We start from the raw sequence: 23,506 nt of genomic DNA on the forward strand, positions 1-23,506 counted from the left end.
CTAATCACTTGTATTAGCCACTTGTATTTATCACTGCTTTAGCTCGCCAGCTAACAAGCAACACACTCCCAAAGTTTCACCCTTTCAACCATAGAGGTTCCTATGACAACCCTTAAACTTTTCGATATCGAGCACGCTTGGGGCCTGCCCCGTAAGGTGTCCCCCCGCTTTGGTGCGAGACTGATTTTGCGTGGACTGCATTTGGATTATCTCAATGACAGAGCAAGTTTTGTCGGTGAGTTTTCACCTGAAGTACGCAAACGCTTTAATCACGCTTTCCCAAAATTAGTTAAACAACTTGAGCGATTAGTCGTCACCGGTGAGGTAGATGCAAGAGAGCAGCACTGCGTCACCATTGAGCACGATGACTTTACCTGTGAGGCCGATACCTTAGGCAGCCATGGTTATTTGTATATTGCCGTCTATCAAACCGCTGACAAACCACTACCCGCATTAACACACAGCCCTTCAATAACCTTGTAACACCAAAGCGCATCCTGATACCTCATCACGCTCCATCAGACTCGTTTCACGCAATCTTTACCCCACCAGCAAACACAACAAGAGCCCAGGAGTTGTAGCTCCTAGGCTCTTGCGTGTGCGCGTAAATCAAACAAGGAATATCCGATGACATTAACCATTAACCGTAACCAACTGCCATTAATGCCTAATCGTTTTTACCAGGTCATTGAAAAGGAACTGGCTGACGTCGATCCAAAAGATGCCAATGCAATCACGCTCAATTTTAGAGATCCCGATTACAGCGCCGAAGCGGGCGGCTTTCATCCCGTCGAAGTGCGGCTTGAGAAACAGCAAGAACTCTGGCGTTTAGTGTACGTCACCGACTTTGCTTTTCGCGGCCATCCATTCCCTGGGCTCGTTAAAGACATCGATATCTGCTTTAACAGCAAGCAGGTCTATAGCCTATTTAGTGGCTGGATTGGGGAGCGGGAATGCAGAGCATTAATCGATTTATTTACCCAAAACTTTGCCACTTATTTCGATATGGGCGTTTACAAGGTGAAGGTCAGTTTGGATTAAACCACTTAGCCAAATGAAGTTTCCAGAATCCTAAAACGGGAACACTCAAACCCTTGCCCCATGCGGCTCTCAACAACGCAAGTACCCAAAAACACGCTATAGCAAAAAAGAGGAACATGACCATGCCTGAAGTTCAAGCCGTTAAAGATCAAGACACCGTTAAGCTTATCAGCTACCTACTGGAAAGACAGTTTAGCCAGCAACTGGCCGATGTGTGGAATATCGGCCTTAATCTCGCCCTGCGGATCTCCGACTTACTCTCGATTAAGTTCAGCGATATCCAGGACGATAGACTCATCATTAAGGAATCCAAAACCGGCAAAATCGCCAACATCAAACTCAACTCAAAAACGCTAGAACGGATACAGCGTATTGCACGCGAGCATCCTAACCATATCTACCTCTTTCAGTCCTACCGTAATCAAAGAGCGAAGCACATCAAACCCGCGCCTTTGTCACGCCGCTATATTTGCCGCGCACTAGCGATGATTGGTGAAGAGCTCAAAATCGCTTTAGGCACCCACTCAATGCGTAAGACGCGAGGCTATCTGCTGTATCAACAAACCAAAGATATTGGTCGAGTAATGAAGATGCTCAGGCATAGCGCCGAAGAAACCACCCTTCGGTATATCGGTATTGAGCAAGACGATATCGATAAAGACTTTGTCGAGTTAGAAATCTAACCCGCGCTTATCAGTAATGGATAGCGTCTCATTTTAAATCCTCACACAGCCAACTTACTATCAATGCGAACACCTGCAACTAACCTAAGTCTGCATGGCGAAATAGCACGTCGCAATGATAGAACCTTGGCTAAGGAAACATTCATGCAAGCATTACAACCTGGCGATCATCTCGTCACCAATATCGATTTTCTTGGCTTAACCGAACACCATGGCCTGTATGTTGGCCATGGCAATGTCATTCACTTATCTAAACAGGGCATCATCGAAGAAATCGATCTGCAGCAATTTGATGGTGGCCATAAGATCAGAGTGAAAAAGTCCAGCCTGTTTCCCCATCAAGCTATTGAGCTTGCACGCAGTCAACTGGGTTATACCTCATACGGCGTTGCTACGAACAATTGTGAGCAGTTCGTCAACGAATGCTTAGAAAGAACCAGCACCTCCAATCAAGTCAGTAATCTCACTCACGTTGCCCTGCAAGGCTCTGCCAGAGCAGGCTTACTGGGAAGTACTGCTTCAAAGCTGGCCACGGGAACCGTCGCAAACGTCGTGTTAGCCTCTACCGCAGTAAAAATGACTGGCGAATACCTAGGGCTACCCGATAACCTCAACACGCTCCTAGGGACGCCAGGGGATCTTGTTGCTAAGCCTGCCGAATGCCTACTAAAAGGCACCACGCAAACCCTGGGTGAGAGTTATGATTGCTTAAGCCAAGGTGAGATTGCCGATGCAGGGATCAAACTCGTCACAGGCAGTTTAGAAACCGGCTTAAACACCATGCTGATGACAGCAGAAGTGGGCATCAATGGCGTAAAAGCCGGTGCAGAGCTAATAGCCGATGCATGGCACTGGCTAAGGTCATAAGTATTGAAGTCAACTCTTTAACAACGAAGCGGCCCTCAAGCCGCTATCGTTGACACACTTAAGGACCAATACAGCTCAGGTCCCACAGCTAAGCACCTTTATTTTTTAGCTTAAACCTTAAGAAGCTAACTCTGTCACCACGCTTAAATACGACTACAACCGAATGAACGTGTTTTATCGCCATAATGCTTAGTCTCTAGCTTGGCAAAATAGCTCAAGCGGAAGAAAGCACTCGCAAAGGTTTGAGGATAATTCGGTGCGTTACGATTGAGATAGTAAACTGGCGTATCTTCAGGGAAATGGACTAAATGCCGCGTACTGAAATCATCGAGCCCTAAAGCACTGGCCCAGGCTTCAACAATCTTAGTACTCAGGTTTTGACCACTTCGATTGTAATTACCGAGATGGTTATAGGCATCGTTATTGAGGAAGATAGCAATATGGTAATGGTCTGTATCGGCATAAGCTCGCTCCCTTGCCCAAATATAACGCAGGGTACAAGGATGCACCCGCTTACCCTCACGGCCCTTGATAAGCCTATCATTCTGGATTTTGGCGTTCAGAGATTTAAAGAATTTGCTGATCACCGTTGAATCATAAACTATAGGTGAGTCGCGAAAATTGAGCTGTGGTAGATGCAAATCAAACCGCACCATAAAGGTACGAGGGTGCTCAGTCAGAGCCGCTTGTAAAGTCTGTAGAATGGCGCTTAAGTATTCAGCGCTTAGTGGTCTAGGATAAACATTGAGGCCTTGGTATTGGCCATTGCTGATGACGGTAAGGTTGGTATTGAGTGGATGACGTTTTGACATGTTGAGTTCCCATATTGGTTATTGTTCATAACGTATGGGGTTTGTGTAATTTATAACTCAAAAGCCCTAAAGGGCTTGATATCACTTGCAAGAGTTAGCTCGCCTATAAGAGCGACTAACTCTACTCAGCAATCAATGCACTGATACTAAAGGTTAAAATGTAAGTAACGACACACCTGTAGTAATAACAAACAGACAAATCGCTGCACTAAATCGCCAGCGCCCAAGGCACAAATGATCAGGCCAGCCGGGAAATCATGGCATTGCGTCACTCGATAGTTAAACCACTGAAGTCAACATCACCTCATGGTTCCGAGTTGCAAACATCTAGGTCATGGACTTTGCCCGTGTTGACGTACACTCGTTTCACAACTTGAGCTTGCGAAACAGGATACAGGCCAAGAATAGAACGGGTGGGCTTAATGCTGACTCCTTCTGTCTGTTTATCTTCCAGGACAAAAGCAGATGAAAACGGCATGTCAAAATGCTGTTCGAGAATGGCTATCTTGCTTTCCAAGGCTTCAATCACTGGCAAAATAATACGATTTGCTAAGATTTGAGAAAACACCTCCAGATCCCAAAAATCAAGCGAGTCACCATCCTCACGACTTTGTGATGCGAGCTCCCGACATTCAGCATCTCCCACTTCAGCAACAGCTTCACTACCTCGGTCCTTGGCAAGGACAGCCCCTTTTTCAAATCTGGGCTCAAGCTTCATGCGAAATTCTGCTGCCAGTTGAAGAAACCAAGTCTCATCACGGTTTTCTCCGGAAAACACCTTCTGAGCGGCTAAGAGCAGTATTTTTTCATACAGAAAATATTTCAACACTGGTCGACGCTTCAGCTCAGCAAACAGCATCCAACTACGTTCTGAGTTCCCTGTACATGCAAGGCCATCAAATTTTTCCTTTGCATTTTCATAGATTTTTAGTTGCCGCTCCTTTCTATCGGCATCTTTTTCTCGCTGTGCATTGCGATACCCTGTTAAGCCCCCCAACGAGCGAGCTATAAGGCTGTTTAGCATCTCCTCGTAGTCATACCCAATAGCTTGTTCACAAGTAACAGAGCGGAATATCGCACTAGAAAACCGCTCATTTGTAATATCTAGCAGATAAATTGAAGGCTTGGATCCAAAAATCACCTTTGAAGTGACCCCAGAACTCAACTTCCTAAGATATCTAAGCCTAGAAAGCTTATCTAGCTGTGAATTGAATTGGTCATTGCTCATTCCGGTCATCTGAGCAATGACTGAGAATCCCAAGTTTTCCACCAGACCGTACTCATTTGCGTGAAGCAAGAAGACGCAAAGCAGTAAACGATTGCTCAACGTCAAATGTTGGTGATTGTTGTAATGTAATTCTTCGATCAGACCAGCGTGAAATCTTGGATGTTCATCATCACATAAAATAGCAAGCAGTTTATTGGTCGCAAAATACTGTGATGTGGGTCTGCCAGCCCTAACTCCTAGATGAATGTGACTCCTTTCAAAAAAACCTTCAGTAGTCATGTAGGCAAGAGACGACATGACAACATTCTTAGAAACGCCTAGCATTTTTGCTATCTCTGCTACGGGTAATGGGACCCCAGCTTCAGGTGCAAAAAATCTAAACCATAGGGAAATAAAAAATCTGGATTCTGGTTTGGCACCTTTGAGCGAACTAAGTAAGCGCTTCATTTGAATTTCAATGATAGAGAACTATTAATAAATACTTCCATAACAGGTAGGTAATTGCAATTTAAAATTACTAGTAAATTACTAGTAATTGAAAACAAAAAAGTGTTAAAATCACAGTAAATAAAATTTTAAAAAGTATTTACATTATTACAATTAAGTGGTGAAGGTTGTTTGCATGATGGACATTAAGCGCCAGGCCGAATTTGAAGCAAAGTTTGACTTCTTTTACCGAAACAAAACGCACAAATTGCTACTGGCTTGGGTGACTAAATACCTTTACAAAAAAGGGATTTTTTTTAGCCAGAATCCAACAATAATTGAAGTTAAATCGACGCTTTTCAATTGGTTTAAAGACAGTAATGAAAGAGCCACTTTCGAATTTTATCGAAAAATGGAAAAAGCATGGGAAGCACACAATAGGAGGCTTGCATGCAAAGCAAAGATGCTCAACATCAGTGTTTCAATCGAGCATAAGAACAAATTCAAGGAGATGGCAAAAGAGGCAAAAATCACGAATATTCAACTTTTTCAGTCTCTCATCGATGATAACTATAAGCTTCTCATCGGCTTAAAGGATGAGGAGCGCAAAGGTAAAGAGGCGGAAAAGGCGAAAAAAGCTGAAATAAAGTACAATCAGTCGTTTACAGATACGAAGCTTAACGATGAGCTTCATCTACAGAAACATTATAACAACCGATTAAAAAAGCAGATGACTGCGCTAATGAGTGAACTTCAAGCCGTAAAAGACAATTCATCAATTCTATTCGCTCTCATTGAAAAAGCTGTAAAAAACCGCTCAAAGCTCACTGCTGACCATCTGATTCAAGCAACTAGAGCCCATACTTTAATCGACATTGTGCAACTTCCCTTAGAGAAGCCCGTAGAGGCTACAGAATCGGAAGAAAGCAGTGAGCAAAACCAGACTTCAGGTCCCCGCCCTAGAAAACGAGCAAGACCAGCTAAAACGGCTAGCAAATAGTAAAACAAAGAATCATCTCGTTAAGGCATTAGCATATGGTGGGTATATCGGTGGGTATCAATGCGAATTACCACAGGATAAAACATGCTATCCATTGTTAAATAATGACTTTTTTGTAAATAAAAATATTCAGATCCAAAATGTAGAGTAATGATATTTAACACGTTTTAGATACCCAAAAGCCCTTAATGTAAGGGCTTTTTGTATTTTATGGCACTGAGGAAATCCCTGTTAAAGCACTCACTCTGCGTCACTAATATCGAGTGCGAAGTGCTGAGCGAGGCTCTGTGAACAATTGTTTACGGTAACAGGATTTTTTGCAGCTCTTGGTGCGAGCTCACTTGATAGTGCGGGGTGATACCGGTAGGTACATCATGGCCGTGGACGTTATACCAGCAAGTATGAATACCAGCATTGATGCCGCCTTGGATATCTGAATGCGGGTTATCGCCGACCATCAACACAGTATCGCGCTCAGGATGACCCATGAGTTCGAAGGCGTGCTCGAAGATACCCACATCAGGTTTGGCTATGCCGACTTTTTCTGAAATCACTAAAATATCAAAATGATGCTGCAAGCCTGTACGCTCTAATCGCACGGTTTGTAGTTCAGTGAAACCGTTGGTAATGATGCCTAGTTTAGCTTTACCTTGCAGCGCGGCTAATAACTCGCGGGCACCGGGTAGCGGCGAACAAATTTCGGCCATTGCTGATAAAAATGCACTATTGAGCGTCATGGCCGTGACAGATAATTTGGCTGCCCAAGGTTCGAAACGTATGGTTTGCAACTCGGCGGCAGTTATTTTGCCATCTTGATAATCGACCCAAAGCGGTTTGTTAACTAACTGATACTCATCAAAATCGGCTTGGGTAAAATCGACCCCAAACTCACTAAACATCAACTTAAGCCCTTTTAAAGCATCGAAATAAAACAGGGTTTCATCGGCATCAAACAAAATCCATTGGTAAGGCAAGGACATAGGAACTCTCTTTCTGACAAAATAGCTAAGACCCATCCCAATGCCGTTCAGTGGCATCGAGAATGGTACATCGGCGATTGCGGCAATGCTGTGGCTAGCTGCCTAGCAGTAATCAAGATAAGCGATAAACATGAGCGATGAGCCCGAAAATAACTAGGCTTCACTGTCGACACCCGCAATCAGCAAGTGCATTAGTCTACCTTGCATCAAGGGCAATGATAACCACGATAATAAAAACTGACTGTTGAGGTATCATCAACAATAATGGCAGGGGAACGCGATAATCTAAGGACACCATGGAGCACTTTTCGGCACTACCTATCTTTGTCACTGTAGTGGAATGCGGTAGCTTTTCGCTGGCAAGTCAAAAGCTTGGGCTGAGTAAATCGGCGGTGAGTAAACGCATTACCCTATTAGAACAAAGTCTGGGTATTCAACTCTTGCACCGTACCACTCGCAGCTTGAGTCTTACCGAGGCAGGCGCCCGCTACTTCGACTACGTTCGCCCTGCAGTTAAACTCGCAGCAGACGGCTTGGACGCTATTTCCGAGCTACAACAAGCGCCTCAGGGCAGTCTGCGCATCGCGGTTCCTATGGTATTTGGCCGCTTGCATATCGCCCCTTTAATCCCCGAGTTTCTGCGCCGTTACCCGAAAATACAGCTGCAAATGCAGATGGATGATAAGACCACCGATTTAATTACTGGCGGATTCGATCTGGCAATTCGCATCGGCGAACTGCCAGATTCAAGTCTTATTGCCCGTAAAATCGCCCCTTGTTTAAGTGTGATTTGCGCATCACCCGAATATCTCGCTCGCCACAGCGCACCACAAACGCCGCAGCAACTCAGCCAACATAACTGTTTGTTCTACTCATACTTTCGTGATGGTGTTGAATGGACCTTCTTAAGCCCGCAGGGTCCCACTCGTATCCAGCCGAACGGTAACTACCAAGTCAACAATAGTGATGCCATTCACCAAGCCACACTCGATGGTGTAGGCATAGCCAACCTACCGCGCTTCATGATCGAAGCCGACTTACAAACAGGCCGCCTACAAGCCTTGCTCGCAGACCATCCCCTCCCAGAACATGGCATTTATGCGGTTTATCCGCAGCGAAAACATTTACCGACTAAGGTGAGTGTATTGATCGAGTTTTTGATGGAGTTGTTGGTAAAGAGATTGGGCAATGATTAGATAGGATTAACGATAAAAACGGCTTTAAAAAATTGTTATAACGAATACAACCACAAAGCGAAAAAAGACTAACTTAAAATGGACTTAAATCAAATAAAGCAGCACGTTAAATAGCCTGCCCAACTATAATCATAGTCAGTCTAGCTGACTATTTAAGGCAGAAATATGAGCGCTTATCATCAAACATTTGGCTATGAATTCGATCTTGGTTTCGACCTGAGCCAATACCCATTTCTTATCGACAAAAGCTACCAAAATGACATGTGCCCCAGCTTTTATTTCAAACGAAAAAGCGACTACTTTATTCTTTGGGTAGACTATGCCGACCCCATCTGTCGCGAAGAAGATTATCCCCGCTACACCATCATTTCAGCCGTAAATGACGGCGACAATCTACACCCAGAAATCCGTACCGCCTCTAAACCAACACTGCAGCTTGAATTTGAACAGCCAAGTGACCTAATTCACTACCTTGAGCAGATAAAACAGCAACTGAGCGCCAAAGTCGTTTCAATACGATAACCACAACATAAATGCTCAACTAACAAAAGAAAACTGTTCGATGTGACTCATAGTCCGTGGAGCATACAACAGCAATGCCTGAGAATATAAGCCCAACAATACACTAGGTTTACATCATGGAATACCAATCCGTTAGCCAGTTTGAAGAGGCTTATTTTGTACCTTATGAAGAAGAATGGTGTGGATACGTAATCTACATCGAACGAAACCCAGATCGGTACAGGGGAGGCTTTGCATGGTCCGTATGCTTTGATAATGAAGAAATTCAATCAGGGCTAGCATTTCATTTTGATTTTGCACTGGGAGAAGCATTGACTTACATCAAGTGTTCAAAAAGCAACCAATAACTCAATCTATTCATTGCTAGCTTAATCATTCCTGGTATGATTGCTCAAAATTTTTTGACAGTTATTGCATCTAATGAAATCAGGCGAAGTTCTTGTAATTGATCTTTTCGCAGGCCCTGGCGGCCTTGGCGAGGGTATCTCATCAACTACACATTCAAACGGAAATAAACCATTTCAAATAGGCGTATCGGTTGAAAAAGAACCTTCTGCACATAAAACTCTTACTACGAGAGCTTTATTCAGAAAACTTGCTAAAGAGCCTACTGCAAAACAGCATTATTACGATTATGTTCAAGGAAAAATCACCCGTGAACAGTTGTTTAAACTTTATCCTAATGAGGCTCTAGCCGCACAAGAAGAAACACTAAAAGCACCTCGAGCATTAGGCATAGATAATGATTTAATTCACGCCCGCATAAAAGAGCTAGTCAGTAAGCACAAAGGTCCAAAAATTGTTATTGGTGGTCCACCATGCCAAGCTTATTCGCTAGCAGGTCGTTCTAGAAATGCGGGTAATAAAGACTATAAAGCAGAAAATGATGAGCGCCATTTTCTTTATATGGAGTATTTAAGAGTACTCACTATTGCACAACCTGACGTTTTTATTATGGAAAACGTGCGAGGCATTTTATCAGCCAAACTTAATGGCAAAGTGATGTTTCCACAGATACTTAAAGATCTGAGAAACCCTGGGCGTGTTACAAAAATTAAAGATACAGCTAGCTATCGAATTTATTCTTTAGTCATAAATGCCAAAAATCCCAATAACCCACAATATTCTGACTCTGCGGATTTTCTAATACGCTCAGAACAATATGGCATTCCACAAGCTAGGCACAGAGTTATTCTGCTTGGGGTACGCGATGACATTAAAAAAACACCACAAATACTAACTCGGGCAGCTGAATCCATAACAGTTAAAGAAACGCTAAGTGACCTACCAGCTTTAAGGAGCGGCTTTTCAAAGCAACCAGATACCACAATAGCTTGGGAAAAAACGATCACAAAACACTCAAGGCAGCTAGTCAAGGCATTTAAAAAGATTTACCCAGAAGAAGCTATCAACAATTTAGATTTAACCCCATTATTAGATCTACCACGTGCATCATCCATTCATACAAATCGAGTTAACAACCAAGTCCCCGAGCCTTTAAAGGGTTGGCTACTGGATGATTCATTAGGATGCGTACTGAACCATGAAACACGTGGTCATATTGAAGCAGATTTGTTGCGATACGCCTTCTGCGCAGCTTATGCACAGTTGAATGATGGAGTCTCACCAAAGTCCCGCGACTTTCCTGAAGAACTCGCACCTGAACATAAGAACTGGACAACAGGCACGCATGCAGATCGCTTTAGAGTTCAATCAGCTAACAAATATGCCACTACAGTGACGAGCCATATCTCGAAAGATGGCCATTATTTTGTTCACTATGACCCTAGGCAATGTCGAAGTTTGACAGTACGCGAAGCTGCTAGACTGCAAACCTTTCCAGATAATTATTTGTTTGAGGGCAATAGAACTCAACAATATGTGCAAGTGGGCAATGCTGTACCACCATATTTGGCACAGCAGATTGGTCAAGTTGTTTTACAATTGCTATCCATTTGATATTTTTTAATAAATGCAGATATATTTCTCTAAAGCTTACCGTCAATCTTTATTACATCATTGACTTTTAAAAGCTGTAAAATCTTCTACCTGCAACTTTTTAAGAGCATCAATCGCAATTTCACATTGCTTTGTAGGCAGTTTAGGTATTACAGCACAGGTCTTTATAAGATAATTTCCTTTAAAGGTCTGCGACGGCTTGTGCACTATTACAATCAACTAAAGTGCGGAAACATCGACCATATCAAATCAACAAATTTAAATCAGATAGTTAATAAGATAACCCTATAAGCTTAGCGCAAATTTTGAACTAGATGAATCCATGAATTCATTTAATTCTGATGATCTTTTTATTGCTACCCATAATTCTTGATTTTTAGAATACTCTCCATAATCTTCACTTAAAGAATACTTTTTAATAAGTTCATTCATTAGGAATAGTAGCTCTTTAAGATACTCTATGAGTCCATCACTTAAGCTTTCCTGTTTCCATATTTTTTCCAGAATCAATGTGCCATCATTAGTAGTATTAGTCCACTTGTAAATAGCAGAGATAGCATATGGAACGGCCGCTGAACGAAGCTGTCCGATAGCATTCTTTCCTTGCCCATATACTTCTTCCATCGTCCTGAATAATATTATTTTGGCAATAAGTTTTTCATAGAATTCACGATTTATAGCAATGCCGTCACCGTTTTCAGGCTCAATATCTTCAATAAACATGCGAAAAACTTTCTCTCCACCTTTTTTTACTAGGTGCGGTGCATCTCCCCAAGCACAATAATATTTGGCTAGTAACTCTTTTGTGAAGCGTTTTTTGGGTGGAAATTCATTCTTTAATTTTTGACCATTTGTACTTTTTCTAACTTGAGTATTGAAGTCACCTTTTGCTCGCTCAAAAAACCACTTATTTCCGGATGGAGGTAGAACACTTTCACTGAGTGATTTTAACTGTACTAATTTAGGACTACGAGATCGAAGATCTACTTTAGATACTCTAGATTGACTATTTGAAAACTCGCTTATTTTAGAAATTAGGTCATCTAAATCCTTAGATTTACTCGTCTTTGCGATGTTAATCTTAGCCACTACTTTTACATTACTAATATCCAACCCTTCTTTACGAGAAAAGTAAATTGAAGCTGTTGTCTGCCCACCATTTACGATTTGAAAGTCGTCTAGGCTTTCTAAGTATAGTGATTTTTTATAGTAAGATGTTTTTGCTTCTGTAGCAGTAATAGTTAAACCATTATTAAAGGCTATGAACTTTTCAGGCTCATCCTTAATAGTTTTTTTTATCCCCTGGTTAACACCTTTGAATTGTAAAAATGAACGAACATTCTTTTCCAATAACTGACTTGAATATCTTTTATAAAGATCGGCTAAAATAGGTGCATCTAAAACACATAAGTAAGATTCAAAATCCTCTTCATCAGCAGCTTTAATAACCTCAATATTCTTGCCAATGACATCTTTAAAAATGACTTTAAGTGGCTCAGCCCTACCTTGTGAGGCATATATATTCGCCAAATAATTTAGATCGACAACTCTTTTAATGAAAAGAAGTTCTTTTGATTGAGTTTTTTCACCTAAAAATTTATGTGAGAAACTTTTAATTTCATCTTTATAATGAATAGTACGTAACTGAGTCTCTTCTCCCCTAAAAGAAACGGTAGCAGATAAGGTTACCAAAATAAATTCAATAACATCAAACTGAGTCAATCCGTCTTCACTCCCTAATTTAGCAAGTAGTGGCTTAATAGGCTCAGATTCTTGTACATTTTCGAGTTTATTTTGAATTGCAGAAGAAATGAATCGGATAGCTCTATTAAACTGTTCATCATAGACATTTCGTAGAGACACATAGAATTCATCATTGCTTTCAGATAAGTAACTATCATCAACTATAAATATTTGTAGCCGCTCGCCGGTGCTATTTACAGTATAACCATTGATTTTTATTTTATCGTCGTTAGAAAGATAATAAGTATGATTAATATCCTCTGAGTCAACCACCTTAGTTTCTAATAGCAGTGGCATTACTTCATCAATTAGCAAACTTTGTTGTAAAAAGCCATCATCATTCTTGCTAGAATTTAATAAGTCTTCTCTAGTATTTAAAACTGCACTTATTTCCACCTAATAGCTCTCCTGTGAAACTCTAAACTCTTGTAGTTCTCTAACATCTAAATTGTATTTAACTGTCGAAATTGCCTTATGCAACCCAAAGGCTTTAATTTTGGGAAAGTATTCAATATCACAATCAAAGGTTTCTGTCATCTTTCTAGAAAACAAAAAGTTTGAATACTTTGACAGACGTTCCTCACTAAGGTTCACCTTCTCTAAAGCAGATAAAAGTATAGTGACATCTCCACTTTTCTTATTTATATGCTCCTTAATTTTCAAGAATAAATCTTTAATCGATAAACCATATTCCGATTCAATAACAGAGATGACTTCTAAATTGAGGGGTTTTTCATCAATATTCTCGAGTTGATATTCACTAGATATTCTTATCATCCAAGAGGTTAATTGTTTGGTCTTTACTTCAATTGAAGAGCTGGAAAGCTCAAAATCATGTGATGCACCAAATGGTCCTACCCACGATTTTAAAATGTTATCGATCGGAACACTTGAACATGTGAATTGAATTAGCTTAAGTAAATAACTCAATTCCCCCCAGATCCCAATTACTTTCTCTTTGCTCAGTTTCTTCTCAAAAGTTTTAGTAAAGAATGTACTCCATTTTATATAGATAGTTATAAACTCTTTAGATGCATCTTCTGCATTAGCAATGTTTTTAATTGAATCAATTAACGAAATAATTAGATCATCGAACAATGATGTAAAGTCAGAGTCTAATAGTCTAATTTGAAAGTAATGCCCTTGCTTAAAAAAAATAAGCTCTAAATTATCGTTACTTAGAACATCAAATTTCGGGATAAATGTGGAAGGAAGATAAATTAATATTGCATGACTCGATTTTTCGTCAACAGCTAAAAAAACTTCTAGCGGCCCATCAGACTCAAATCTGATAGTGCTCAACCCAGAATCAATATTTTGAGATTCCAATAGTTTCCATTTATCACTTAATTCCATTATAGCACCGCGTCCGTTGGTAATAATTCATCCGAAGCTTCATCTTCATCTTCATCTAGTATCTCTAGATCATAATCACCTTTAACATACTCTCCATAAGGATCTAACTTTCTTGATATTGGAGGAAAACCCATTGCCATACCAACCAATGGTTCATTAAGTAATTGGCCTCTTTCTTTTAATAACCTTTGGATATTGGTGTCTACTTTCCCAGGAACTTGATTGAAGACGTAGTAGGGATCTAACAAATAAAATATAAGCACACCTTGGTTTTGATTTAGCTTTTCTCGATATATTCTTTCCGGTTTGGTTTTTCGTTGAGCTTTTATTAGAGCATCTTCTTCGTTGATATTTGGGTCATTGTTTAAAATTTCAGACACTTTTTGACTGATAAATTCTTTTTCTGCTAAAAGTATTTGGTCTTCATCAAGAGCAACTTTCATATCTGTTCCTCCGCTCATTATATTCGCAGATGAACCAGTAGGTTTAAACCTCTGATCTTTTATGAACTCATCATAAAAATGATTTCCTTTCTCTTGAGCTGGCCCACTTCGAACCGCTAATTGAACATCTTTAGGTAAGCCTGTTTCATCAGAGGTGAGTATTCCTAAACCACTCTCTTTAGCCGCTGAGCCTGTCAATTTAATTGCTATAGTCCAAGATGTTAGTAAGTTTTTTTCAACACATTTATTTACATATTGTTTGATTAGATTATTTCTAGTCTCATCAAATTGTTATTTGATTCAATAATTTTAATGAGTTCTTTAGAAGATACTGTGATAGTAAGTAATGAATCTACTTCCTTGGCCGCAGAAAACAAAGGAGAAACTATACTTTTAAAATCAGTCCATACTTTACTAATTTTTTCTTTAGTAATATCAAGCTCTGTTGTCATTACTAGAGAGTCTTGGTAAGACCATTTTGTGCTTGTTGTATTTTTCAAAATAGTTGGGCGAGTAATTTGTAAAACTCCAGGGTGCTTTCTAACCCTTAGTTCAAAATCTCTTGGTGTTCCCTTTTGCTCCATCTTTTTGAACTCTTCTTTTAGCTCGTCAATACATCTAGATGTTGAATCATATTTAGAAATTAAATCCCTAGATGTAAACAATTTGCAGCAGTCTAAATAGCCTGGTCTATAACCAAACCATCGGCCCATTTGCAGGAGAGAGTCTGAATAGTTTGTCGAACGTACAAAATAGCTAACTGTTAAACCTTCAAGAGTAAAGCCCCTAGATAATCTATTCCCCCCAATAGCGATAACTTTGCGTGGTTTTTCATCTTGGTATTTAAGCTCTTTTCCAGTGTCACTGTTCAATGCCAGAACTTCAATATCTGATACCGCATCCACCAATAAAGGACTTATAGAATTAAACGAGACTGGTTGCATGTAGTCATCGACATAATTTTCAGGTAGGTGACTATGGATAGAGCCAACAATTTCAGCGCAATAGTCAGACCAAACTTTTTCAAATTTTCGATAGATTGAATTTGCCCCGTTTGGCTTATCCATTTTTAACCTAGTCTCGATATCGCTATAAAAGTCATGAATCAACTTACTAGATTTATTTTGCCATGAAGTGAATCTTGAAATATGCACAAGCATAGTATTATGGGGTTGATATACTTTAGAGAGAATAAGGTCTTTTCGCCTAGTTTCTCTAACAGCAATGCCCAGAATAAAGCACATCACAGAATTTTTGATACTGTTAGGTAAATCAATTGGGAAATTATCGACAGATTTAGAAGCTCGAGTGCCTTTTTTGTATTCACTAAATGAGGAAAAGTTTAAATAGTAACCAAACTTGCCTACTTTATTTTCCCAGTCTTGTTTATTATCAAACCGTTCAACACCAATTATGTCATCACCATCTTCCATTACTCGACTTGGAAAGTCGGCTGTATAGTCATCAATATCAAATACAATCGGAAGTTTTTTGCAGGGCTGTAATGTTTCAAAAATCCGATGTGCCCCAATATAATTGGTAGGCGTATCTAAGAGAAATATAAAGTCATCAGGAAATAGATTATCGACTTGCTCAAATAAAGACTCTGTTATTCCTTTATTTGATTTGTCGGGAATACTCCACATTTCTTCTGATGCTACATTTCTATCCTGAATGACATTAGCGAATGGAGTGGCTGTGTAACCCAAATAAGACTTTTTATGAAAGATACCTAATATTGCTCTAATATGACCATTAATTTTAGATGCATAGTTTTGACCTTTATAGCCTTCATTGTTTAGAGAAGCATTGTCTGCTTCATCATCAATAATCAATAAAGGTAGGCTGTGTTTAGTTGCACCTTTAGGCAAATTGTCTTTTAACCAAAGTAAGATGTTTTTCAATATGCTGACGTTTTTTTTACAAACCATGATATTGGTCTGATTTAAGGAGAAGTTAGCATCAGCTAAAGGTCTATTAAAATCAGCGTCTTCAGAAGTGATTGAAACAACTTGGAAAACACTTTCATCACCTTGATGGCCAAAAGCTTGCCTGAGTCCAACACCTTTACCATCACCAATTACGTCTTTGTCTATCCGCGCTTGCGTTTGTGACCTGAGATCATCCATGATTCCAGATAAAACTATAATCAGCTTATAACCAGAATCGAGTGCTCTATTGATTACAGCATTAAAATTACCTGTTTTACCTGACTGCACATCTCCATCGACAAGGCCTTTAATAAAAGTAGAAGATTGACTCTTAGGGTCCGCCAATTTACTTAAAATTTTATAGCTCGAGTTTTTAATTTCTTCTACTACTGATTCTGAACGCCCTTGCCCCCGCAAATACTCTAAGTACCTTTCAGTGTAATTCCATTTTATTTCATTTTCTCTAGAATCATTTAGCCAAGTTGATTTATTCTTTGATAAAAGATTGGGGGCTTTGATTGTTGTTACATGATTTGATTGAACCTCTTTTCTAACAACTTCGAAGTAACTTTCAAAGGTTTCTCTATCTATATTCGGCCAGTTTAAATGCTCTGCAACGATTGCTAAACTAGAAAATATTCTATCTGCTAACTCTGAACGTACTTCGTCTAAAGATTCAAAACTAGCTGTTTTTAAGTGCTCTTTAATTTTATCTTTGATTGCATCTTGGTATTTAAAGCGATAGTTATCCATATCTATTACTCCAGTATTTCAAGAATATCAGTAGGTAACGTCGTTAAGTCTATACCTAGTTCACTGATGAGATTTTTCTTAATAAAATCATTGCTGTAGCCATTTTTTCTAAGGTTCAAGATGGCTTCACCAAAATTAATGTTTTTAGTTTCTTCGCATTTATAAAAAGGTACGTCTTCATGCGTATCTCTAATTTTATTGATAGTGGTATTGATCATTCTAACTAACAAATTTAACTTGGTTTTTTGTTCTGAGTTACATGAACCTACCAAATCATTCAGTAACGGAAATTCGTAATTCATCTCTAGTAACGGGCCTTTGTTAGAATGAATTTTTCGAAGAAACTTGGCTTCTTTATCACTTGGGCTATGATCAAATTTCTTTATCCCCCTATTGTAAAACTCCTTTTCAGCTTCAGCCGTTAGTTCTTCAACATACCCTTTAAAAGCTTTAATTAGGTCATGAGGGATCATGACTTGAGATTTAGCTACATTTAAGTGGAGTAAATGATCAGCTTTATTTCCGATATCGACTCTTAACCTAGCCAGTTGAAGTCTAGGAGCCTTTCTGATTAAGCCATTCCAACCACCATAAATTATCAACCGATTTGCGCGATAGATATATACACCTTCCATATCTAACAGGCTTTTATTAGAGGGTGTCCAAGTGTTACCTGGTTGTTGTGAGTCTTTAATACTGGATGAGGGTAAAATAAACCCTTCTAATTTTATGTTGTCTTTACCGAAGTCCTTTTGCCTAAACTCAAGTTTTCTAAGGCTTTGTTTACTTTCAGGGAATGGGTTGAACGACCTAATATGTGAATTATTAACCCTAATAGTTAATGGGTTTTCAGGGTTTTCTAAAAACCTATGGAAAATAATCCCCAAATGTTCTGTGGTATTTTGAACGATTTCTCTATGTAATGCCTTTTTCCTATTATGCTCTTTAAGATATTTTTCAAACTTATAAAGCCCTGACCAAATAACTATTGTATTTGGAGAAAACTCTGAAACTTGACTGTTAAACTCATTGTTTAACTTATTAAAATCACTTAAAAGTTGATTAATTTCAGCTTGGTTATTAACTACTATCTCCCACGACTTGGTTTTTACTAAGTGATCGACATCCCAAGTTAGTCCATGGTAATCCTCTTCTCCTCGTTTTCTCGACAATACAGTAAATTTCCGAGTCTGAGAGAATGAAGCCGCCTTCATCCCAAGACCAAACCGCCCTAAATCAAACTGAGCTCTCTCCCCCTCTGGATTCGAACTTGGAAATTGCATGTTATGGATCAGCTCATCAATCGACATGCCATCGCCATTGTCAGCTAAAAACAACTGAAATGGCTCGATGTCTGAATCTAGCAATACTTGGATTACATTAGAGTTAGCAGTAACTGAGTTATCGATTAAGTCAGCAATTGCAGCTTCAAGGGTATATCCCTGCTCAGCAATAGACTTAATTAGAAAGTCAGCCTTAGGTGTCGCATCAATTACATTCGTACAGTTAGGCAACATAGCTCCAAAATTGCACCATAAATTATAGGGTTACTACGCATTTTTACCATTAAACGACTAAATATCCATACTTTTATTCATCAATTTTTAATTCTTTTCGAATGATTTACTGTTTTTTGACGATTTGATCGGTAATCCGTTCTAAAATCCAGTCCTTCAGGCCTCTTTCAACCCATATAAAGGCTGTTACAGCCCTCTTTAGCCAATAACACATAGCTGTAGATAGTTGAACGGTCCAGCCCTATACAATCCATTACTTCTTTCTGTTTAATTAATCTCATAGTGAATACCTCAACTTAAATCACAACATGGGCTTCGCCTAAAAAAATTATTGATCAATTACATACAAACAGGACGCACTAATTCTCACATATATCATCTCTTTGCTGTAACTAATTTATGGCACAGCTAAGCAGCTAGTGGCATTGAGTCCACCAGCTGTTTTTTGAAATAAGGAGGCATTATGCCTATGACATAAACTAATCGATTACTTACGACATAGGCCGTCATTACACACGGGAAAGATGTTCGGCAAGTGATCATTGAGCACCACCACAAAGGTAAACTTGCCTCTATTTCCCACTCGGCAATAAGTACCTCGTACTTCGGCCGCCGGCGTCGGCTTTCACTAAAAAGCCTTGCTCGACCATTTGCGCAAGGTGACGGGTGGCGGTGGCGCGGCTCACCTTAGCGACTTTTTGGTACTGGCTACTATTAATCCCTAGTTCAAAATCGCCGTCTAACATGCGATTGAGTACTTTGGCTTGCTCCTGACTCAATAAAGATTGGTCGACACTTTGCCAATACTGAGTTTTCGACAGCGTTCTGCTCACATCTGCCATCGCATTGAGTAAGCAGTCATTGAGGGTTTCAAAAAACCAGACTAACCAAGGAGTAATATCGACATCGCCCTTTTGAGTGGACTCTAAAATGTCATAGTAGGCTTGGCGACGGGCAAGAATACTGACCGACATAGCGTAAAAACGAATCGAGCGTTTCTCCGCTTGCGCCAAAGCTAAATCAGTCAATAAACGCATGATGCGCCCATTACCATCATCAAGCGAATTCTATGCGCACTTTAATGCGCATAAAAATGATAAAACACCCACTTTTATGCGCGTAAATGTGTAGAATAGGTTATAGTGTAGGCCGATTAACAATCTTAATAGGCAGGAAAAGACAATGCAGCGCATCTTACTCAACGCCTTAATTGCGTGGAAAAACCAACCTATGCGTAAGCCATTATTGATCGATGGCGCGAGGCAAACGGGTAAAACGTATCTGCTGCAAGAGTTGTTTGGTAATACGTTTACCAACGTCCTTCGTATCGACTTCCTTGAAAACCCAGCTTACAAACAAGCGTTCGATGGCTCATTGTCTCCTGACGAGCTGTTAATGAACATTGAGCTGTTGACCAACCAAACGTTCAACCCAGAAACCGATCTGCTGATCTTAGATGAAATTGGCGAATGTGAACGTGCCGTTACCTCACTAAAGTATTTTGCTGAAAAAGCACCTTCCTATTTTGTCGCGGCCAGCGGCTCGAACATTGGTTTGCTCAACACCTTTCCCGTTGGCAAGGTAGAGCAATACAATTTACGACCACTGACCTTCCAAGAATTTATTTACGCATCAAACGAACAAACGCTAATCAAAGCCTTTGAAGCCCAGGCAAGCACGGCGGCAGTACACACTAAATTGATGGAGAAACTGACGGACTACTTTTTTACAGGAGGTATGCCGGAAGCGGTTTCTGCTTGGTATCAGTTTAAAGAATCAAGCATTTTAGAGCGTGTTGAAAAAGTCTCTAAAATTCATGCCGATTTAGTTGAAGGTTATCGCCGCGATTTTGGTAAATACGCGGGCAAGGTCGATGCCACACTAATTGAATCGGTGTTCAATAGCATTCCAGCGCAGCTATCACTTATGAGCGATGAGTCCGTTAAACGCTTTAAATTTAAACATGTGCATGAGCGTAAATCTCGTTATAGCGATTTTGAAACCGCAATCCATTGGCTTAACTGCTGCCGCTTAGCCTTGCCAAACTATCCTATTGAAGGGTTGCCGAAATCGCCTCTGGCGGCCTATAAAAAAGAAAATATGGTCAAGCTGTTTCTGTTTGATGTAGGCCTGCTCAATCATATGCTGGGTAGTAGTTATAAAGAGATCAAGCAACAAAACTATGAATACAAAGGGTATGTGGCAGAAAACTTTGTGCAGCAAGAACTCACCGCCATTGGCATTGACCCAAGTTATTCATGGAATGACGCCCGTGCCGAAATCGAATTTATTTTGGCAACGGATGAAGGGGATATCATCCCTGTCGAAGTAAAAAGTGGCAAACGCACAAGAGCTAAATCGCTACAGTCATATATAGAGAAATGCAATCCACATAAAACGATCAAGTTGACAGGAACTCAAGGCTCGTCGGCCCTTGAGCAAAAACATCTCGTTTTTCCGCTGTATTACACTGAGCATGTCGTTAAGAAACACTTATTAAGCTAAATGATCCGTCGCCAAGCAACTCAAACAGCTAGCTTCAACAACTTGAGGTTGCTTAGCCATTTATTTAGCGAATTAAGCTCATTGAAACAACCTACTTCCCATTCGGCAATAAGTACCTCGTACTTCGGCCGCCGGCGTCGGCTTTTACTAAAAAGCGCTGTTCGACCATTTGCGCAAGATGACGGGTGGCGGTGGCGCGACTCACCTTAGCGACTTTTTGATACTGGCTACTATTAATCCCTAGTTCAAAATCGCCGTCTAACATCCGATTGAGTACTTTGGCTTGCTCCTGACTCAATAAAGATTGGTCGACACTTTGCCAATACTGAGTTTTCGACAGCGTTCTGCTCACATCTGCCATCGCATTGAGTAAGCAGTCATTGAGGGTTTCAAAAAACCAGACTAACCAAGGAGTAATATCTACATCACCCCTTTGAGTGGACTCTAAAATGTCATAGTAGGCTTGGCGACGGGCAAGAATACTGACCGACATAGCGTAAAAACGAATCGAGCGTTTCTCCGCTTGCGCCAAAGCTAAATCAGTCAATAAACGCGTGATGCGCCCATTAGCATCATCAAGCGGATGCAGAGTAACAAACCAAAGATGAGTTATCGCCGCACGGATAAGCGGATCTAAACCCGGATCTTGCCGTGAAGCATTAAACCATTCGATGAACTGCGAGAGTTCAGCATCCAATGCCGATCTAGAGGGTGCCTCAAAATGCACTGTTGGTTTATCAATGCGGCCAGAGACAACCTGCATAGGTGTATCGCCACGCAGCGTTCCACCAATAACAGGGTTAAGTAATGTGTAACCCAGCGGAAATAACTGCTGATGCCAGCCCAATATCCGTTCGAGGGTTAATTCAGTCTCTAAATTTTTTAAGGCATCGAGCATAATGTCAGCTAAACCATCGGTTTGCGCTGTTGTCGGATACGGTTTATCTTCAGTCACTCCGAGTTTTTTAGCTAAGGATGAGCGCACTGAAGCAGCATTGAGCTTTTCACCTTCGATGGCACTGGAATGGATAATGTTAGCGAGTAAGGTGTCGAGTGCAGCGTCTGACGTTAACAGGCTGTCGTCGTGACTTAGCATTTGCTTGCCAAGCAGCTGGCCCTGATTGAAATAGACCTGACGCAGCAAGGCATCAATGCTGCTGGTATTCCAATGAAACTTAGGCCAATCAGCTTGCTGCCAAATCCACATATCTTACCCCACGAGTCAAATAACAAGTCTATTCTACTCACATAATGAGGCGATTAACAAACATATTCGCCTCACATTATGAGTCGAATAGCGCTCATAATCGCCTCATCAATACCAACATGGCTATGCAATGCAGGGAAATGAGCCTTGTTGGTAATCCGGAAGCTCAGTTTCTAAGCCTTATGAGCTTCCACACTTGCTATTATTGTGCAGCGACACTTCAGTTATCACACAATACGGTTCGCCTTTACTGGGTGCATTGCCGTTGTTCGTGACTTTTATGTATAGCCACCGACAAAGCCTTCGTGCTGAGATATACTGTCGCCGCTGATTTGACACGCCAATGCGAAACGCCGATGTGAAAACTCATTGCTTACACCGCACCGCTTGCACACATTCTGAGCCCAATCTATGCCTGATAATGCCAACAATTCACCTATCACTACTCATGTTCAACTTACTGGCAATGCAAAGCACACTGGTCATTCACAGATTGCCACGCCAGATGAGATGAATCCTGAAAATTCGAATACGCTCTGTAGTGAACAGGCAAGTGTAAAAAAACAGAAGGTTTTTATCATAGGCCTACCGCGTACGGGTACGACGAGTGTGAGTGTGGCGTTATTGGAGCAAGGGCTTAAAGTGGCGCACATGGCCTTTACTAAACAGGCGTTTATGTTGGCCGATGCGATTTCTGATGTGCCCTGTTTTAGTGATTATCGGCAGCTTGATGGTCTATTCCCGCAGGCCAAATTTGTCTACCTCGAGCGTGATATGGCGAAGTGGGTGCCTTCAATGCAAATGCTGCTGGGTAAAATGCTGCCGCATTTAGAAGCAAAATCGGGGCGATTCCACCCGATTATGAAACGCAGTTTTCGGCACACGTTTGCAATCGATAAAGTGACGGATCCCGCGGATGAGGCACATCTTATTGCTTGTTATCAAAGGCATCAAAACGAAGTGCTCGCTTACTTTCATGGCCGCGAAGATTTTATCACGCTCGATATAAGCCATGCGGGGAGCTTGAGTCGCTTGTTGCAATTTTTGGGGTTAACCACGGATTGCCCAACCTTAGGCCAAGTGACAGATAGGGCATTCTCGGACTCTCAAATAAAAAGTGCACCAAGCCAGATATCACAGGAAGGAACGAGTCAGGCAAAGGCCGCCGTCCAACCACAGCCAGTCAACACCAGCGAGCATGGACTGGATTTCCCTAAATTAAACGCTGGTACACACGTCGCGGCTTGGCATGAATATAAACATCCCAATAAGGTGAACAGTAATAGCGCTGGCCCGCAAAGCCGTAAGTTTTTCGACTATACGCTTTAGCTGTACGC

21 protein-coding genes and 1 pseudogene are annotated in these 23,506 nt (G+C 40.7%); 11 read left to right on the plus strand and 11 right to left on the minus strand.

The features are described from left to right. Positions 1-102: 102 nt before the first annotated feature. The 4 genes from NE536_RS02250 to NE536_RS02265 all read left to right on the plus strand — a co-directional run bounded on the left by NE536_RS02250 (position 103) and on the right by NE536_RS02265 (position 2,591). A complete protein-coding gene (locus NE536_RS02250; RefSeq protein ID WP_261271669.1) occupies positions 103-483 on the plus strand; it encodes a type IV toxin-antitoxin system YeeU family antitoxin in 381 nt (126 codons plus the stop codon). 144 nt (positions 484-627) lie between these two features. Beyond that, complete coding sequence (locus NE536_RS02255) at positions 628-1,041, plus strand: DUF2787 domain-containing protein (protein ID WP_261271670.1); 414 nt, start codon at positions 628-630, stop codon at positions 1,039-1,041. Positions 1,042-1,163: 122 nt separating this feature from the next. After that, positions 1,164-1,724 (plus strand): tyrosine-type recombinase/integrase, encoded by a 561-nt coding sequence (locus NE536_RS02260; protein ID WP_261271671.1) that lies wholly within the window; start codon positions 1,164-1,166, stop codon positions 1,722-1,724. A 144-nt stretch (positions 1,725-1,868) separates the two neighbouring features. Further along, the gene (locus NE536_RS02265; protein ID WP_198572553.1) at positions 1,869-2,591 is read left to right on the plus strand and encodes a lecithin retinol acyltransferase family protein; all 723 of its coding nucleotides are present in this window, start codon (positions 1,869-1,871) and stop codon (positions 2,589-2,591) included. A 143-nt stretch (positions 2,592-2,734) separates the two neighbouring features. Here NE536_RS02265 and NE536_RS02270 read toward each other — a convergent pair whose 3' ends face one another. Both NE536_RS02270 and NE536_RS02275 read right to left on the minus strand, forming a co-directional pair. Next, positions 2,735-3,403 carry an inovirus Gp2 family protein gene (locus NE536_RS02270; RefSeq protein ID WP_261271672.1) on the minus strand — a complete coding sequence of 223 codons (669 nt, stop codon included), beginning with the start codon at positions 3,401-3,403 and terminating at the stop codon, positions 2,735-2,737. A 304-nt stretch (positions 3,404-3,707) separates the two neighbouring features. Further along, a complete protein-coding gene (locus NE536_RS02275; protein ID WP_261271673.1) occupies positions 3,708-5,078 on the minus strand; it encodes a helix-turn-helix domain-containing protein in 1,371 nt (456 codons plus the stop codon). 175 nt (positions 5,079-5,253) lie between these two features. Here NE536_RS02275 and NE536_RS02280 point away from each other — a divergent pair, with 175 nt between their 5' ends. Beyond that, on the plus strand, positions 5,254-6,057 hold the full coding sequence (locus NE536_RS02280) for a hypothetical protein (protein ID WP_261271674.1): 804 nt from the start codon (positions 5,254-5,256) through the stop codon (positions 6,055-6,057). Positions 6,058-6,356: 299 nt separating this feature from the next. Here the strand turns inward: NE536_RS02280 and yjjG are convergent, their stop codons facing one another. Then, positions 6,357-7,037 (minus strand): pyrimidine 5'-nucleotidase, encoded by a 681-nt coding sequence (gene yjjG / locus NE536_RS02285; RefSeq protein ID WP_261271675.1) that lies wholly within the window; start codon positions 7,035-7,037, stop codon positions 6,357-6,359. A 296-nt stretch (positions 7,038-7,333) separates the two neighbouring features. On the opposite strand from yjjG, the gene NE536_RS02290 reads away from it, so the two are divergent. From NE536_RS02290 to NE536_RS02305, 4 genes are all read left to right on the plus strand, one after another. Continuing rightward, positions 7,334-8,233, plus strand: coding sequence for a LysR family transcriptional regulator (locus NE536_RS02290; protein WP_261271676.1), 900 nt, complete (start codon positions 7,334-7,336; stop codon positions 8,231-8,233). A gap of 165 nt (positions 8,234-8,398) precedes the next feature. After that, positions 8,399-8,755 carry a hypothetical protein gene (locus NE536_RS02295; protein ID WP_259563133.1) on the plus strand — a complete coding sequence of 119 codons (357 nt, stop codon included), beginning with the start codon at positions 8,399-8,401 and terminating at the stop codon, positions 8,753-8,755. Positions 8,756-8,871: 116 nt separating this feature from the next. Then, positions 8,872-9,102 (plus strand): hypothetical protein, encoded by a 231-nt coding sequence (locus tag NE536_RS02300; protein ID WP_259563132.1) that lies wholly within the window; start codon positions 8,872-8,874, stop codon positions 9,100-9,102. 73 nt (positions 9,103-9,175) lie between these two features. Then, positions 9,176-10,714 (plus strand): DNA cytosine methyltransferase, encoded by a 1,539-nt coding sequence (locus NE536_RS02305; RefSeq protein ID WP_259563130.1) that lies wholly within the window; start codon positions 9,176-9,178, stop codon positions 10,712-10,714. A 285-nt stretch (positions 10,715-10,999) separates the two neighbouring features. Here NE536_RS02305 and NE536_RS02310 read toward each other — a convergent pair whose 3' ends face one another. The 7 genes and pseudogenes from NE536_RS02310 to NE536_RS02335 all read right to left on the minus strand — a co-directional run. Next, positions 11,000-12,853, minus strand: coding sequence for an AIPR family protein (locus tag NE536_RS02310; protein ID WP_261271677.1), 1,854 nt, complete (start codon positions 12,851-12,853; stop codon positions 11,000-11,002). Next, complete coding sequence (locus tag NE536_RS02315; protein ID WP_259563128.1) at positions 12,854-13,813, minus strand: PD-(D/E)XK motif protein; 960 nt, start codon at positions 13,811-13,813, stop codon at positions 12,854-12,856. Continuing rightward, positions 13,813-14,454: a hypothetical protein gene (locus NE536_RS02320; RefSeq protein ID WP_261271678.1), complete on the minus strand. Its 642-nt coding sequence runs from the start codon at positions 14,452-14,454 to the stop codon at positions 13,813-13,815. The genes NE536_RS02315 and NE536_RS02320 overlap by 1 nt, the downstream gene beginning before the upstream one ends. 65 nt (positions 14,455-14,519) lie before the next feature. Further along, positions 14,520-16,940, minus strand: coding sequence for a Z1 domain-containing protein (locus tag NE536_RS02325; protein WP_261271679.1), 2,421 nt, complete (start codon positions 16,938-16,940; stop codon positions 14,520-14,522). 5 nt (positions 16,941-16,945) lie between these two features. Next, the gene (locus NE536_RS02330) at positions 16,946-18,457 is read right to left on the minus strand and encodes an ATP-binding protein (RefSeq protein WP_259563126.1); all 1,512 of its coding nucleotides are present in this window, start codon (positions 18,455-18,457) and stop codon (positions 16,946-16,948) included. 167 nt (positions 18,458-18,624) lie between these two features. Further along, on the minus strand, positions 18,625-18,738 hold the full coding sequence (locus tag NE536_RS22955) for an AlpA family phage regulatory protein (protein ID WP_310473078.1): 114 nt from the start codon (positions 18,736-18,738) through the stop codon (positions 18,625-18,627). A 291-nt stretch (positions 18,739-19,029) separates the two neighbouring features. Then, a pseudogene (locus tag NE536_RS02335) lies at positions 19,030-19,518 on the minus strand (Fic family protein); the annotation flags it as partial. 121 nt (positions 19,519-19,639) lie between these two features. On the opposite strand from NE536_RS02335, the gene NE536_RS02340 reads away from it, so the two are divergent. After that, complete coding sequence (locus tag NE536_RS02340) at positions 19,640-20,962, plus strand: ATP-binding protein (RefSeq protein WP_261271680.1); 1,323 nt, start codon at positions 19,640-19,642, stop codon at positions 20,960-20,962. A gap of 91 nt (positions 20,963-21,053) precedes the next feature. Here NE536_RS02340 and NE536_RS02345 read toward each other — a convergent pair whose 3' ends face one another. Continuing rightward, on the minus strand, positions 21,054-22,169 hold the full coding sequence (locus NE536_RS02345) for a Fic family protein (RefSeq protein ID WP_261271681.1): 1,116 nt from the start codon (positions 22,167-22,169) through the stop codon (positions 21,054-21,056). A gap of 411 nt (positions 22,170-22,580) precedes the next feature. Between NE536_RS02345 and NE536_RS02350 the strand changes: the two genes are divergently transcribed. Beyond that, positions 22,581-23,498, plus strand: a complete 918-nt coding sequence (locus tag NE536_RS02350; RefSeq protein ID WP_259563124.1) for a sulfotransferase family protein — start codon at positions 22,581-22,583, stop codon at positions 23,496-23,498. Positions 23,499-23,506 lie beyond the last annotated feature (8 nt).

It is taken from the genome of Shewanella septentrionalis (genome assembly GCF_025370265.1).
Lineage (GTDB): Bacteria > Pseudomonadota > Gammaproteobacteria > Enterobacterales > Shewanellaceae > Shewanella > Shewanella hafniensis.

Coding starts and splice junctions, on each gene's coding strand:
- NE536_RS02295 (WP_259563133.1), top strand. CDS start 8,399: ATGAGCGCTTATCATCAAACATTTGGCTATGAATTCGATCTTGGTTTC.
- NE536_RS02275 (WP_261271673.1), bottom strand. CDS start 5,078: ATGAAGCGCTTACTTAGTTCGCTCAAAGGTGCCAAACCAGAATCCAGA.
- NE536_RS02325 (WP_261271679.1), bottom strand. CDS start 16,940: ATGGATAACTATCGCTTTAAATACCAAGATGCAATCAAAGATAAAATT.
- NE536_RS02305 (WP_259563130.1), top strand. CDS start 9,176: ATGAAATCAGGCGAAGTTCTTGTAATTGATCTTTTCGCAGGCCCTGGC.
- NE536_RS02250 (WP_261271669.1), top strand. CDS start 103: ATGACAACCCTTAAACTTTTCGATATCGAGCACGCTTGGGGCCTGCCC.
- NE536_RS02260 (WP_261271671.1), top strand. CDS start 1,164: ATGCCTGAAGTTCAAGCCGTTAAAGATCAAGACACCGTTAAGCTTATC.
- NE536_RS02345 (WP_261271681.1), bottom strand. CDS start 22,169: ATGTGGATTTGGCAGCAAGCTGATTGGCCTAAGTTTCATTGGAATACC.
- NE536_RS22955 (WP_310473078.1), bottom strand. CDS start 18,738: ATGAGATTAATTAAACAGAAAGAAGTAATGGATTGTATAGGGCTGGAC.
- NE536_RS02315 (WP_259563128.1), bottom strand. CDS start 13,813: ATGGAATTAAGTGATAAATGGAAACTATTGGAATCTCAAAATATTGAT.
- yjjG (WP_261271675.1), bottom strand. CDS start 7,037: ATGTCCTTGCCTTACCAATGGATTTTGTTTGATGCCGATGAAACCCTG.
- NE536_RS02280 (WP_261271674.1), top strand. CDS start 5,254: ATGATGGACATTAAGCGCCAGGCCGAATTTGAAGCAAAGTTTGACTTC.
- NE536_RS02350 (WP_259563124.1), top strand. CDS start 22,581: ATGCCTGATAATGCCAACAATTCACCTATCACTACTCATGTTCAACTT.
- NE536_RS02290 (WP_261271676.1), top strand. CDS start 7,334: ATGGAGCACTTTTCGGCACTACCTATCTTTGTCACTGTAGTGGAATGC.
- NE536_RS02340 (WP_261271680.1), top strand. CDS start 19,640: ATGCAGCGCATCTTACTCAACGCCTTAATTGCGTGGAAAAACCAACCT.
- NE536_RS02330 (WP_259563126.1), bottom strand. CDS start 18,457: ATGTTGCCTAACTGTACGAATGTAATTGATGCGACACCTAAGGCTGAC.
- NE536_RS02255 (WP_261271670.1), top strand. CDS start 628: ATGACATTAACCATTAACCGTAACCAACTGCCATTAATGCCTAATCGT.
- NE536_RS02300 (WP_259563132.1), top strand. CDS start 8,872: ATGGAATACCAATCCGTTAGCCAGTTTGAAGAGGCTTATTTTGTACCT.
- NE536_RS02265 (WP_198572553.1), top strand. CDS start 1,869: ATGCAAGCATTACAACCTGGCGATCATCTCGTCACCAATATCGATTTT.
- NE536_RS02270 (WP_261271672.1), bottom strand. CDS start 3,403: ATGTCAAAACGTCATCCACTCAATACCAACCTTACCGTCATCAGCAAT.